11 protein-coding genes and 1 pseudogene are annotated in these 13008 nt (G+C 71.0%); 9 read left to right on the top strand and 3 right to left on the bottom strand.

Annotated elements, in window-relative coordinates:
• The 4 genes and pseudogenes from RH94_RS05940 to RH94_RS05930 form a co-directional block, all read left to right on the top strand.
• Window positions 1–818 (top strand): AIM24 family protein (locus RH94_RS05940; protein ID WP_143203965.1); only part of this gene is annotated, 818 nt, incomplete at its 5' end.
• A gap of 12 nt (window positions 819–830) precedes the next feature.
• Window positions 831–1285, top strand: a pseudogene (locus RH94_RS05935) (AIM24 family protein); the annotation flags it as partial.
• 1 nt (window position 1286) lies between these two features.
• On the top strand, window positions 1287–1511 hold a 225-nt coding region (locus RH94_RS42500; protein WP_234425556.1), incomplete at its 5' end, for an AIM24 family protein.
• A 17-nt stretch (window positions 1512–1528) separates the two neighbouring features.
• Window positions 1529–2284 (top strand): AIM24 family protein, encoded by a 756-nt coding sequence (locus RH94_RS05930; protein ID WP_073946590.1) that lies wholly within the window; start codon window positions 1529–1531, stop codon window positions 2282–2284.
• Between the two features lie 49 nt (window positions 2285–2333).
• On the opposite strand, the gene RH94_RS05925 is transcribed toward RH94_RS05930, so the two are convergent.
• Together RH94_RS05925 and RH94_RS05920 are read right to left on the bottom strand one after the other, a co-directional pair.
• Entirely contained in the window at window positions 2334–2849 is a 516-nt protein-coding gene (locus RH94_RS05925; protein WP_073946589.1) for an NUDIX hydrolase, read from the bottom strand.
• Window positions 2846–4294 (bottom strand): zinc-dependent metalloprotease, encoded by a 1449-nt coding sequence (locus RH94_RS05920; RefSeq protein WP_073946588.1) that lies wholly within the window; start codon window positions 4292–4294, stop codon window positions 2846–2848. The genes RH94_RS05925 and RH94_RS05920 overlap by 4 nt, the downstream gene beginning before the upstream one ends.
• Before the next feature lie 192 nt (window positions 4295–4486).
• Here RH94_RS05920 and RH94_RS05915 point away from each other — a divergent pair, with 192 nt between their 5' ends.
• From RH94_RS05915 to RH94_RS05900, 3 genes are all read left to right on the top strand, one after another.
• A complete protein-coding gene (locus tag RH94_RS05915; RefSeq protein ID WP_073946603.1) occupies window positions 4487–5599 on the top strand; it encodes an SDR family oxidoreductase in 1113 nt (370 codons plus the stop codon).
• Window positions 5600–5635: 36 nt separating this feature from the next.
• Window positions 5636–6094, top strand: a complete 459-nt coding sequence (locus RH94_RS05910; protein WP_073946587.1) for a molybdenum cofactor biosynthesis protein MoaE — start codon at window positions 5636–5638, stop codon at window positions 6092–6094.
• 487 nt (window positions 6095–6581) lie between these two features.
• Window positions 6582–7679: a YlbL family protein gene (locus tag RH94_RS05900; protein WP_199880874.1), complete on the top strand. Its 1098-nt coding sequence runs from the start codon at window positions 6582–6584 to the stop codon at window positions 7677–7679.
• 26 nt (window positions 7680–7705) lie between these two features.
• Here the strand turns inward: RH94_RS05900 and RH94_RS05895 are convergent, their stop codons facing one another.
• Complete coding sequence (locus RH94_RS05895) at window positions 7706–8248, bottom strand: PPA1309 family protein (protein ID WP_073946601.1); 543 nt, start codon at window positions 8246–8248, stop codon at window positions 7706–7708.
• Between the two features lie 176 nt (window positions 8249–8424).
• Between RH94_RS05895 and RH94_RS05890 the strand changes: the two genes are divergently transcribed.
• The gene (locus tag RH94_RS05890; RefSeq protein WP_073946585.1) at window positions 8425–11397 is read left to right on the top strand and encodes a UPF0182 family membrane protein; all 2973 of its coding nucleotides are present in this window, start codon (window positions 8425–8427) and stop codon (window positions 11395–11397) included.
• Between the two features lie 217 nt (window positions 11398–11614).
• Window positions 11615–13008 (top strand): tetratricopeptide repeat protein (locus tag RH94_RS05885; RefSeq protein ID WP_234425555.1); only part of this gene is annotated, 1394 nt, incomplete at its 3' end.

Raw genomic sequence — 13008 nt, 5'->3', positions numbered from 1 at the left:
CCCCGCCCGTGCCCCCCGGTTACGCCCAGCCCCGGGCGCCGCAGGCCCCGCCCCCGCCGCCCGGCTACGGCCGGCCCCCCGCACCCCCCGGATACGGACACCAGCCGCCTCCCGGTCAGGCCGCGCCCCACGGCGTCCCGCAGGGCGCTCCCCAGGCCACCGGCGTGGCCGGAGCGCTGAACCCCTACAAGGAGACGCCCACCGGTCAGCGCTGGACCCTGCAGAACAGCAAGCTGATCCGCGCCGACCTCGGCGTGGAAGGCCGGCCGGTACTGGCCCGGCAGGGCAGCATGGTGCTCTACCAGGGCAAGGTCGACTTCAGTTACAAGGGCGCCGGCTTCGCGGGCCGGATCACGGGCAACGTCACCGGCCAGGAGATGCAGCTGATGCGCTGTACCGGCCGGGGCCAGGTGTTCTTCGCCGAGGACGCCACCCACCTGCACCCCGTCGAGCTCCAGGGCGACGCCATCTGCGTCTCCGCCGAGAACGTCCTCGCCTTCGACGAGGGCTTGCAGTACGAGGTCCGCCGCATCGAGGGACACGGCATCCCCGGCGGCGCCCTGTTCACCATGCAGTTCCAGGGCACCGGCACGGTCGTCGTCAAGACGCACGGCACGCCCGTCGTCCTGCCCGTGACACCGACGACGTTCGTCGACTCCAACGCCGTCGTCGCCTGGTCGGCCGCCGCCCAGGTGATCGTCTCCAGCCAGGTGCGCATGCGCCACCACGCCTACCCGGGCGACACCGGAGAGGGCGTCAACCTCCAGTTCCGGGCCGCCCCCGGCAACTTCGTCGTCGTCCAGCCCTACGAGGTCTGAAGGGAGCCCGTCATGAACCAGCCGCTCGCGGGCTACGCCCCCGCACCCGTCACCGCCCGCATGGAGAACCACGGCAGCCACATGCTGAAGGTCGCCATGCAGACCGGAAACGACCTCTTCGCGCGCGTGGGGTCGATGGTCGCCTACGAGGGCTTCATCCAGTACGAGCCCAGCCCCTCCGCCGTGCGCCAGATCGCGCGCGACTGGATCACCGGCGAGGGCGCCCCGCTGATGAAGTGCTCCGGTGACGGACTGCTCTACCTCGCCGACTACGGCGCCAACGTCGTCGTGATCAACCTGGCCGGTGACGCGATCTCCGTCAACGCCACCAACCTGCTGGCCTTCGACGCCGACCTGACCTGGGGCGTCGAGCGGGTCAAGGGGCTGGCGAAGTTCGCCGGGCAGGGGCTGTGGAACACGAGGATCTCCGGACAGGGCTGGGTCGCGCTGACCTCCCGGGGCGAGCCNATCGTCGTCGACTGCGGCGACGGCGAGAACGAGACCTACGTCGACCCGGACGCGCTCGTCGCCTGGTCGCCGAACCTGAAGGTGAAGGGCAAGCGCAGCTTCAAGGCGCAGTCCCTGATCGGCCGGGGCAGCGGCGAGGCCTACCAGATGGCCTTCTCCGGCCAGGGCATCGTCGTCGTACAGCCCAGCGAGGACAGCACCGACCGCCTCCGGTTCCGCGGCTGAGGGGGAGACAGAACACCATGCAGAGCCCGCTTTTCGCCTTCGACGAGGCCCAGACCCAGGAGCGCTGGAGCCTGCAGAACAAGCAGATGCTGCGCGTCACCCTGGAGGGCCACGACGACATCCTCGCCCGCAAGGGGACGATGGTCGCCTACCAGGGCCTGATCGAGTTCGACGCCGAGTACCGGACCGGCGGTCAGGCACACGCGCGTGCGTACACCGGCGAGGGCCTGGACCTGATGCGCTGCCACGGGCAGGGCACGGTCTACCTCGCCAACCTCGCCCAGTACGTGCACATCATGGACGTCGACCAGGACGGTCTGACCGTCGACAGCAGCTACGTGCTGGCGATGGACTCCACGCTGCACCACGAGGTCGTCGCCGTCGACAGCATGTACGGCATCTCCGGCTCGGGGAAGTACCAGCTGAACATCACCGGCCACGGCCGGGTCGCCCTGATGACCTCGGGCGCGCCGCTGCTGATGCAGGTGACACCCGACAAGTACGTCAACTGCGACGCCGACGCGATCGTCGCCTGGTCCACCGCCCTGCGGGTGCAGATGCAGGCCCAGACCCACGCCTCCGGGGTCTGGCGCCGCCGCGGCAACACCGGCGAGGGCTGGGAGCTCAGCTTCATGGGCAGCGGCTACGCGCTCGTCCAGCCCAGCGAGCTGCTGCCGCCGCAGAACGCGGTGATCGGGCAGGGGCTCGCCGCACAGTTCGGCATGGGCGGGCAGGGGGCGCGGGGGCAGAACCAGGGGAACGCCTGGAGCTGAGCCGGGACAAGGCGGGGGGCGACCGCGAAGGCGGTCGCCCCCTGCACCGTCAGAGCCTGGCGCGCGTCGCCTCCAGCAGCCGTACGACCGACTCGTCGGCCACGCCGGCCACCTCGTCGTAGGCGAACCAGCGCAGGTCCAGGGACTCGTCGCTGATCGACTCCACGGCCCCGGGCGCGGCGACGGCGGCGTACTGGACGTCGAGATGCCACGCGCACGGGGTGTGGTGGCGGTCCAGGCGGACCGGACCGCCGGGCAGCAGGGCCAGCGCCCGGACGCCCGACTCCTCCGTCGCCTCGCGCAGGGCGGCGGCCTCCAGCGTGGCGTCGGCCGGCTCGCAGTGGCCGCCCATCTGCAGCCACATGCGCATCTTCTTGTGGAGGGTCAGCAGCACTCGGCCGCGCTCCGGGTCGATCACCAGCGCGCTCGCCGTGATGTGTCCGTCCCCGCAGGCCTTCCACATGCCGTCCGGATGCGTCGCCAGGTGGTCCAGGTAAACCTGGCGCAGCTCGGCCTGGTCCTCGTACCTCTTCAGTACGAGGACCGCGTCGTCGTACAGGCTCACTCGGTCTCGTCGCCCTTGTCGTCCTCGGCCCTCTCGTCCTTCTTCCGCAGGTCCGGCTTGGGCGCGGATCCGCCCGCCGCCTCGCCGAGCATCCTGTCCAGCTCGGAGAAGTCCATGTGCTCGCGGTGCACGAAGCCGTCCGGATCGTCCAGGTCGGCGGCCGTGGGCAGCATGTCCGGGTGGGCCCACAGGGCGTCGCGGCCATCGACCCCGCGCGCGTCGGTGAGCGAGGCCCACAGGCGGGAGGCGTCGCGCAGCCGGCGCGGGCGCAGCTCCAGGCCGATCAGTGTGGCGAACGTCTGCTCGGCCGGGCCGCCCGAGGCACGGCGGCGGCGCAGCGTCTCGCGCAGCGCGTCCGCGGACGACAGGCGTGGCTTCGCGGCCGCGTGCACCACGGCGTCCACCCAGCCCTCCACGAGCGCCAGAGCGGTCTCCAGGCGGGCCAGGGCGGCCTTCTGCTCGGGGGTGTCCTCCGGCTGGAACATGCCCTGCTGCAGGGCGTCCTGCAGTTGCTCGGGGTTCTGCGGGTCGAACTGGCCGACCACGTCCTCCAGCTTCGCTGTGTCGACCTTGATCCCGCGCGCGTACCCGTCGACCGCGCCGAAGAGGTGCGAGCGCAGCCACGGCACGTGCGTGAACAGGCGCTGGTGGGCGGCCTCGCGCAGCGCGAGGTACAGCCGCACCTCGTCCTTGGACACGCCCAGGTCCTTGCCGAACGTCTCGATGTTCACCGGCAGCAGCGCGGCCCGGCCGGCCGGGCCGAGCGGCAGTCCGATGTCGGTGGAGCCGACGACCTCGCCGGCCAGCACGCCGACGGCCTGCCCGATCTGCGTGCCGAACATGGCGCCGCCCATGGAGCGCATCATGCCGATCAGCGGGCCGGCCATGGCCTGCATCTCCTCCGGCAGCACGTCGCCCATGGCGGTGCCGACGCGCTCGGCGACCGGGTCGACGAGTTCCTGCCAGGCCGGCAGGGTCGCCTCGACCCACTCCGCGCGGGACCACGCCACCGCGGAGCCGGCGCCCGACGGCAGGGACGTCACGTCGTCCAGCCACAGGTCGGCCAGGCGGACGGCGTCCTGGACCGCGGTGCGCTCGGCGGGGCCGACGCTCGCGTCCTTCGTGCCGTCCGGGGTGCCCTGGGCGACCGTCTGGCGGGCGATCTGCTTGGCCATGTCCCAGTTCACCGGGCCGCCCTCGTAGGAGAGCATCTGGCCGAGCTGCTGGAACGCGGCGCCCAGGTCGGTGGGGTTCAGCGAACCGAACATGGCTGCGAGCGGATTGTCGGCGCCGGGGCCGCCAAAGCCTCCGGCACCGGGCAGTCCGAAACCGAACGGGTTGGCCGGTCCCTGCCCACCACCGCTCTGCTGGTCCTTCTTCTTGCCCTCGTCGCCGTCGTCCGGCTCCTCCGGCGGAAGGCCGAATCCGAATGGGGTGTCACTCACGGGGTTCCTCGGCTGGTAGGGCCACCGGTTCTCTCCGGCGGCGCGGCTGCCCGACAACACCACCCAGCGTAGACACCCGGGACCGTTCGAGCCTCGGTGCTTCGCCGACAGAACGCCTGCGGCAGGATGGATGCCACCTGGTACGTACGCGTCCTTCGCGCCCGTATGGAACACAACCTCTGGAGACGCCCGGTGAGTTCCCCAGATCCGCAGGTTCGCGCAGCGCGAAACCATGAAAACACTCCCGCCGTCCGGGGGCCCGTCGTCGCGGTCACCGGAGCCGCGAGCGGGGTCGGCGCGCTGCTCACCGAGCGGCTGGCCGAGTCCGACGAGGTCAGGCAGGTCATCGCCATCGACGAGCGGCGCGGGGAGTGCGCGGCGGCGCGGTGGCACATCCTCGACGTGCGGGACCCGGCGATCGCGGACAAGCTGCGCGGCGCGGACGTCGTGGTGCACCTGGCGCTCGACCTCGACCTGGAGACCGACGCCGCAGCCCGTACGGCCTACAACGTCCGGGGGACGCAGACCGTGCTGACCGCGGCCGCGGCGGCCGGGGTGCACCGCGTGGTGCTGTGCACCTCCGCGATGGTGTACGGGGCGCTGCCGGACAACGAGCTGCCGCTGTCGGAGGACGCGGAGCTGCGGGCGACCGCCGAGGCGACCGGGGTCGGGGACCTGCTGGAGATCGAACGGCTGGCGCGGCGCGCGCCGCGGGCCCACCCGGGGCTGAACGTCACCGTGGTACGGCCGGCCGTGCTGGTCGGAGGCACGGACACCGCGCTGACCAGGTACTTCGAGTCGCCTCGGCTGCTTGTCGTGGCCGGGTCGCGGCCCGCGTGGCAGTTCTGCCACGTGGAGGACCTGTGCGGTGCGCTGGAGTACGCCGTGCTGGAGAAGGTCGACGGGGAGCTGGCCGTGGGGTGCGACGGGTGGCTGGAGCAGGAGGAGGTCGAGGAGCTCAGCGGGATCCGGCGGATGGAGCTGCCGTCGGCGGTCGCGCTGGGTGCTGCCGCGCGGCTGCACCGGATCGGGCTCACGCCGTCTCCGGCGGGGGACCTGGCCTACACGATGTACCCGTGGGTGGTGAGCGGGAGCCGGCTGCACGACGCCGGGTGGCGGCCGAAGTGGACGAACGAGGAGGTTCTCGCGGAGCTGCTGGAGGAGGTGTCCGGGCGGCACACGGTCGCCGGGCGGCGGCTGGGGCGCAAGGACGCGACGGCGGCGGGGGCCGCGGGGGCGACGGTGGCGCTGCTGGGCGCGGCGGCGGTCGTACGGCGGGCCCGGAAGGCGCGGCGGCGGATCTGAGGGCGGCCGCGGGAGCGCGTGCGGCAGGATGGAGCCATGGCAGTCACCAGCGATCACCCCGGCGAGTACGCCGCCGACGAGCCCGTCAAGCTGATCGGTGTCAGGGAGGCCCCGCTCTCCGTGGACGAGGTGTTCAGGGCCCTGGGGGACGATGCCGCCGGTGGGACCGCGCTGTTCGTGGGGACCGTGCGGAACCATGACGGGGGTGCCGACGTCGATGAGCTCGCGTACTCCTGTCACCCCAGCGCGGAGGCGGAGATGCGGCGGATCGCCGAGAAGGTCGTCGCCGAGTACCCGGTACGCGCGCTGGCGGCCGTGCACCGCGTGGGGGAGCTGAAGGTCGGGGACCTCGCCGTCGTCGTCGGGGTGTCGTGTCCGCACCGGGGCGAGGCGTTCGAGGCCTGCCGGAAGCTGATCGACGACCTCAAGCACGAGGTGCCGATCTGGAAGCACCAGAAGTTCTCCGACGGCACGGAGGAATGGGTCGGCGCGTAGCGCCGTCGTCGAGGGGTGGTGGCCGGGCGACGGGAGGGCGGGTCGGCGCGTAGCGCCGTCGTCGAGGGGTGGTGGCCGGGCGACGGGAGGGCGGGTGGGGCCCGGTGACTCGCACGTGCCTGCCGACCCCCGCGTCGAATCCGAACGCCTTCCACCCCTTCGCCGTAGCTCCGGTTGCGTAACCGGACCCCTGGCGTGAGCGTTGTCACTGCGGATGGTTAATCTGCTGATCAGTCAGTTGCCCTCGCTCATTTGGGGTTGGGAGGTCGGCATGGCGGCTCTCGCCTGGTTGCTGATTCCGTTTGTGGCTGCGATAGGTGCGGGACTCTGGGGTAGCTGGGCGAACCGGACCCGCAAGGCGCGCAGCGACGGTCCAGAGCTGGACGGATACGCCCGGTTCCGCGAGGCCATGGAGAGGTCGCACTCCGGTACGTGAGACGGGCCGCCCTGACGGTGTGTTGACGGGCGCGTCCCGTACTGTCGAGTCATGCCACGCCGCACCGCGACGATGCTCGCCTCCACCCTGATGCTGATCGCGCTTCTGTGCGCGGGGGTCTTCCTTCCCGTGCCGTACTCGGAGATGTCCCCGGGGCCGACGGTCAACACTCTCGGCGAGCACAACGGCGAGCCGGTGCTGCAGATCTCGGGCCGCAAGACCTACCCGACGGACGGCCACCTCAACATGACCACCGTCCGGGTCACCAGCGCCGACTACCGGATGAACCTCGTCGAGGCCGTCTACGGCTGGCTGGCACACGACAACAAGATCGTCCCGCACGACACGCTCTACCCCAACGGCAAGACGGAGGAGCAGTCGACGCAGGAGAACGCCGAGGAGTTCACCCAGTCCCAGGAGAGCGCCAAGGTCGCCGCCCTGAAGGAGCTCGGCATCCCGGTGCAGTCCTGGGTGATCGTCTCCACGGTCGTCAAGGGCACCCCCGCCCAGGGCAAGCTGCACGCGGGCGATGTCATCAAGGCCGTCGACGGCACGGCGGTCAAGCAGCCCTCCGACGTCGCCGAGCTGGTCACCAGGCACAAGCCGGGGCAGAACGTCGTCTTCACGATCGTGCCCGCCAAGGAGCAGGCCGCCGCCGAGAAGGAGCACAGGACGGCGACCGTCACCGAGAATGTGACCATCACCACGGCGCGGTCCACCGACGCCGGCGCCAGGCGTGCCATCGTCGGGATCTCCGCCGGGACCGACCACACCTTCCCGTTCACGGTCGACATCAAGCTCGCCGACGTCGGCGGACCGAGCGCCGGACTGATGTTCGCCCTCGGCATCTACGACAAGCTCACCCCGGGCAGCCTGACCGGCGGCACGTTCGTGGCCGGCACCGGGACGATCGACGACAACGGCAAGGTCGGCCCGATCGGCGGCATCGAGATGAAGACCGTCGGCGCGCGCGACAAGGGCGCCCGGTTCTTCCTGACCCCCGCCGACAACTGCGCGTCCGCCGCCAAGGACACCCCCTCGGGGCTCACCCTCGTGAAGGTGAACACCATGAGCGACGCCCTCGCCGCCCTGAAGGACATCCGCGCCGGCAACACCGCCGACCTGCCGAAGTGCACGGTCAAGGGCTGACGGGCGGTGTCAGCCCTCGAGCGCCGTCAGTCCTCGAACGTCGCCGCCAGCGCCTCCGCCAGGCCCGGCACCAGGTCCGCGCCCGTGAGGACCTCCGTCGCGGAGTCCTTCCCGCGCAGCCGCAGGGCCGACTCCCGGGCGCCGTCACGCAGAACCGCCACCGTCATGCGGACCTCCTGGCGCTCGGGATGGCCCGCCACCCACTTCGCCAGCTTCGCCCCGTCCAGCCCCTCGGGGACCTGCGCCTCGGCGGACGGCGGCAGCATCAGGCGTTCCACGGTCAGTGCGCAGCCGGTCACCGCGTCGGGCCAGGCGATCGTGCCGAGGAACTCGTCGAGCGGCCGGTCCGCCGGAATCTCGTCCTGCTCGATCGGGGTGAGACCGGAGGTCCCCTGCTCGTCCTCCAGGCCGAGCTGGGCCGCGAGGGCGGGTTCCTGGGCCCGCAGCCGTGCGGTGTCTACGAGGGCGAAGAGGCGAGCGGGCTGGTCCCAGCCGAGGCCGGAGGCGTACTCGTCGATCTCGAGTACGGCCCGGGTGAGCGGGCTCGCTGCCATGGGAGTGTTGGACATGGTCACAATCCTGCCTCGTTCCTGACCGGAATCGGGAACTGAGTAAACGGTGAGTAAGTTGCATAAGTGTGGGCCCACGGAGACGGGGGCGCACCGTACGGTCCATGAACACGGGGCCTGACGCAACGAAACCTGACCACCAGCGAATTTCGAGGTGCACACCCTTGGCTTTCCAGATGCCGGACCGCGGCGGAGGCCCGACAGGGCCGCGGATGAGAGTGGGCCGCCCGTCCCGGCGTGCCAGGACCCTGCTCATGACACTGGGCGTCCTAGCCGCCCTCGGCATGGCGTTCGCCATGTTCGCGGGCTTCTGGACGGACTGGCTGTGGTACCGGTCGGTGCACTACTCGTCCGTGTTCACCACCACCCTGTGGACCAAGATCGGCCTGTTCTTCGTCTTCGGCCTGCTGATGGCGGGCGCGGTCGGACTCAACATCTGGCTCGCGCACCGGCTGCGGCCGCCGCTGAGCGCCATGTCGATGGAGCAGCAGAGCCTGGACCGCTACCGGATGGGCATCGCGCCGTACAAGAAGTGGCTGCTGCTCGGCATCACGGCGCTGGTCGGGCTGATCGCCGGAGCCTCCGCCGCGAGCCAGTGGCGGACCTGGCTGATGTGGGTCAACGGCGTGTCGTTCGGCAAGCGGGACCCGCAGTTCAACCTGGACGTCTCCTTCTACGCCTTCGACCTGCCCTGGTACCGGTTCCTGCTGGGCTTCGGCTTCGCCGCCGCGATCCTGTCCCTGATCGCCGCGGCGCTCACCCACTACCTGTACGGCGGGCTGCGCGTCACCAGCCCCGGCGCGCGTGCCACGGCCGCGGCGACCGGGCACCTGTCGGTGCTCCTCGGCGTCTTCGTGACGCTGAAGGCGGTGGCGTACTGGCTGGACCGGTACGGACTGGCGGTGAAGTCCAGCGACTTCAAGGCGACCGGCAACTGGACGGGCCTGAGGTACGTCGACGCCCATGCCTACCTGCCGGCCAAGACGATCCTGTTCTGCATCGCGGTCATCTGCGCGCTGCTGTTCTTCGCCACCCTGTGGCGGCGCACCTGGCAGCTGCCGGTCATCGGCTTCGGCCTGATGGTGTTCTCGGCCATCCTCATCGGCGGCCTGTACCCGGCGATCGTGCAGAAGTTCCAGGTCCAGCCCAACGAGCAGGCCAAGGAAGCGCCGTACGTCGCGAAGAACATCAAGGCGACGCGTGAGGCGTACGGCATCGACGACACCAAGGTGTCCGGATACGACGGCATCAGCAAGACCAAGGACAAGTCGACGCTGCGCGACGAGGTCGAGAAGGCCGCGAGCATCCGCATACTGGACCCGAACGTCGTCTCGCCGACGTTCCAGCAACTCCAGCAGATCCGGAACTTCTACGGATTCCCGACCAATCTGGACGTAGACCGCTACAAGGGCAAGGACGGCAAGGTCCAGGACACGGTCATCGGTCTGCGCGAGCTGAACCTCGACGGCATCCCGAAGAAGAACTGGATCAACAACCACTTCCGCTACACCCACGGCTACGGCGTCGTCGCGGCCAAGGGCACCGAGGCCGACGGCAACGGCCAGCCGTCCTTCACCGAGTCCGACCTTCCCTCCACCGGCCAGCTGGGGAAGTACGAACAGCGGGTCTACTACGGCGAGAAGACCACCACGTACTCGATCGTCGGCGGCCCCCAGAAGGAGGTCGACTACTCCGACGACAGCGGTGAGAAGACCACCAGCTACCGGGGCGACAGCGGCGTCAGCCTCTCCAACCCGGTCAACCGGGCCGCGTACGCGATGGCGTTCGGCGAGCCGCAGATCCTCTACTCCGGTGCGATCGGCGACGGCTCGCGGATCCTGTACAACCGCACGCCCAAGGAGCGCGTCGAGGCGGTGGCGCCCTGGCTGACCATCGACGGCGACGCCTACCCGGCGGTGGTCGACGGCCGCATCCAGTGGATCGTCGACGCCTACACGACGACGAACGGCTACCCGTACGCCTCCCGTACGACCCTGGGCGACACCACGGCCGACTCGCTGACGTACAACAACAGCCAGCGCGCGGTGGTGGCCCAGCAGAACCAGGTCAACTACATCCGCAACTCGGTGAAGGCGACCGTCGACGCCTACAGCGGCGAGGTCAAGCTGTACCAGTGGGACACCGAGGACCCGGTCCTGAAGACCTGGATGAAGGCGTTCCCCGGCACGGTCGAGTCCAAGAAGAGCATCTCGCCGAATCTGATGGACCACCTGCGGTACCCGCAGGACCTGTTCAAGGTCCAGCGCGAGCTGCTCACCCGCTACCACGTGCAGGACGCGCAGACCTTCCTCAGCGGCAGCGAGGTGTGGCAGGTGCCGGACGACCCGACCAACAAGTCGGGCAACGCGGTGCCGCCGTACTACCTGACCATGAAGATGCCCGAGCAGGATTCCCAGGCGTTCTCGCTGACGACGACGTTCACGCCGACGGGCCGGGACAACCTGAGCGCCTTCATGGCGGTCGACGCCGAGGCGGGCACGCCGGGCTACGGCCAGATCAGGATCCTGAAGCTGCCGACGAGCACCACGGTCGGCGGCCCCAAGCAGGTGCAGAGCCAGTTCAACTCCAACTCGCAGCAGAACATCGCCGAGTTCGTCCGGCTCATCAGAGGCGGTGACTCGGAGATCGAGTACGGCAACCTGCTGACCGTCCCGCTGGACGGCGGACTGCTCTACGTGGAACCGGTCTACGTGCGCGGTGGGCAGCTGAAGTACCCGCTGATGCGGAAGGTGCTGGTGTCCTACGACGGCGTCACCGCGTTCGAGAACACCCTCGGCGAAGCCCTGGACAAGATCTTCGGCGCGGCGGGCGCGACGCCTCCGCCGCCCGCGGACACCGGGACCGGCGAGACCCCGCCGCCGTCGAGCGGCAACCCGACGGTCCAGCAGGCGCTGAAGGACGCCCAGAAGGCCTTCGACGACGGACAGGCCGCCCTGAAGGACGGCGACTGGCAGGCGTACGGCCAGGCGCAGAAGGACCTCCAGGACGCGCTGAAGCGGGCCGAGGACGCGCAGGCGCAGGCGGAGAAGACCGGCGGCAGCGGCAAGAACGCCGACAGCGGCGACAACAAGCCGACGCCGGACCGGAGTCCGAGCGCCAGTCCCAGCGCCGGCTCCACCGGCGGCTGATCGCTCCGACCGAGCCGAGGGGCCCGGATCCGTGCCACGGATCCGGGCCCCTCGCGGTGTACGAACGCATGTGCCGACATGCCCTGCGGCCGTGCCGCCGTGGGGAGTTGGGCGATCTGTGTTTGACTTGTCTCTCTGTGGGCATGTCGACAAAACGCTGAAGTGACCTCACTGGCTGCGGTATACCAGGTGTACCCAGGTTGCAGGTGGTGCGACGATGAACGTTATGGGGGACAAGGCAACTCTGTTCGAGACAGGACGATTTGTACGGGCTTCCGATCCCGAGGAGAGCGGACCCGAGGAGACCGGAAGCTACGGCCGGGACGAGACCCGGGACGAGAGCGGGGCGGCCGCCGACGAGGTCGCGGAGCTGGCGCGCCGCCGCCTCGCCGCGGAGTCGGGAGACGTCGAGGCCATGAGCGTCCTCGGGGCCATGCTGCTGCGCCGCGGCGATCCCGACGGAGCCGAACCCCATCTGCGGGCAGCCACCGCGGCCGGTGACCGCGCCGCCGCCAACAACCTGGGAGTCCTCCTCCACCAGCGCGGATACGCCGACGAGGCCGCCGGATGGTGGCGGATCGCCGCCGTCGCCGGATCCGCGCCGGCCGCGCACGCGCTCGGGCGCCACCACCGCGAGCGCGGCGACGAGCCCGCCGCCGAGTACTGGCTGCGCCAGTCCGCCGAGCAGGGGCACGTCCTCGGCGCCTACGCGCTGGCCGACCTGCTGGAGCACCGCGGGGACGCCGGGGCCGAGCGCTGGATGCGGGCCGCCGCCGAGCGGGGCCACCGGGAGGCCGAGTACCGGCTGGCGCGGGCGCTGGACCGGCGGGCCGCGCGGGAGTCCGCCGGCGGCAAGGGCGCGGGCCTCATGGCCGAGGCCGAGCAGTGGTACCGGCAGGCCGCCGCGCGCGGACACCGCCGGGCCGCGCTGCACCTCGGTGCGATCCTGGAGAGACGCGGCGATCTCCAGGAGGCCGGACGCTGGTACCTGACCTCCGCCAAGGACGGCGAGACGCGGGCCGCCTGCGCGCTCGGCTTCCTGCTGCGGGACGCCGGCGACACCGAGAGCGCCGCCGTGTGGTGGCTGCGGGCCGCGCAGGACGGCGACGGCAACGCGGCGAACGCGCTGGGCGCGCTGCACGCCGAGCGCGGCGAGACGCAGACCGCCGAGCGGTGGTACCGGGCCGCGATGGACGCGGGCGACGTCAACGGCGCCTACAACCTCGGGCTGCTCTGCGCCGAGCAGGGCCGGACCGCGCAGGCCGAGCAGTGGTACCGGCGCGCGGCCTACGCCGGGCACCGGGAGGCGGCGAACGCGCTGGCCGTGCTGCTGCTGCAGGTCGGGGACACCGGGGGCGCCGAGCCGTGGTTCTCCAAGGCGGCCGAGGCCGGCAGCGTCGACGCCGCGTTCAACCTGGGGATTCTCTACGCCGGGCGGGAGCTGGAGCCCGAGGCCCTGCGCTGGTACGAGCGGGCGGCGGCCGCCGGGCACACGGAGGCGGCGCTGCAGGTGGGCATCGCCCGGCTGCGCGCGGGGGACGAGGGGGAGGCCGAGCGGCACCTGCGGTGGGCGGCCGGCAGCGGCAGCGCGGAGGCCGCGTACCGGCTGGC

The sequence above is a fragment of the Streptomyces kebangsaanensis genome, from assembly GCF_001906585.1.
In the GTDB taxonomy this organism is placed as follows: domain Bacteria; phylum Actinomycetota; class Actinomycetes; order Streptomycetales; family Streptomycetaceae; genus Streptomyces; species Streptomyces kebangsaanensis.
This window is presented reverse-complemented; position numbering and strand designations above follow the sequence as displayed.

Coding starts and splice junctions, on each gene's coding strand:
- RH94_RS05895 (WP_073946601.1), bottom strand. CDS start 8,248: ATGTCCAACACTCCCATGGCAGCGAGCCCGCTCACCCGGGCCGTACTC.
- RH94_RS05900 (WP_199880874.1), top strand. CDS start 6,582: ATGCCACGCCGCACCGCGACGATGCTCGCCTCCACCCTGATGCTGATC.
- RH94_RS05930 (WP_073946590.1), top strand. CDS start 1,529: ATGCAGAGCCCGCTTTTCGCCTTCGACGAGGCCCAGACCCAGGAGCGC.
- RH94_RS05890 (WP_073946585.1), top strand. CDS start 8,425: ATGCCGGACCGCGGCGGAGGCCCGACAGGGCCGCGGATGAGAGTGGGC.
- RH94_RS05910 (WP_073946587.1), top strand. CDS start 5,636: ATGGCAGTCACCAGCGATCACCCCGGCGAGTACGCCGCCGACGAGCCC.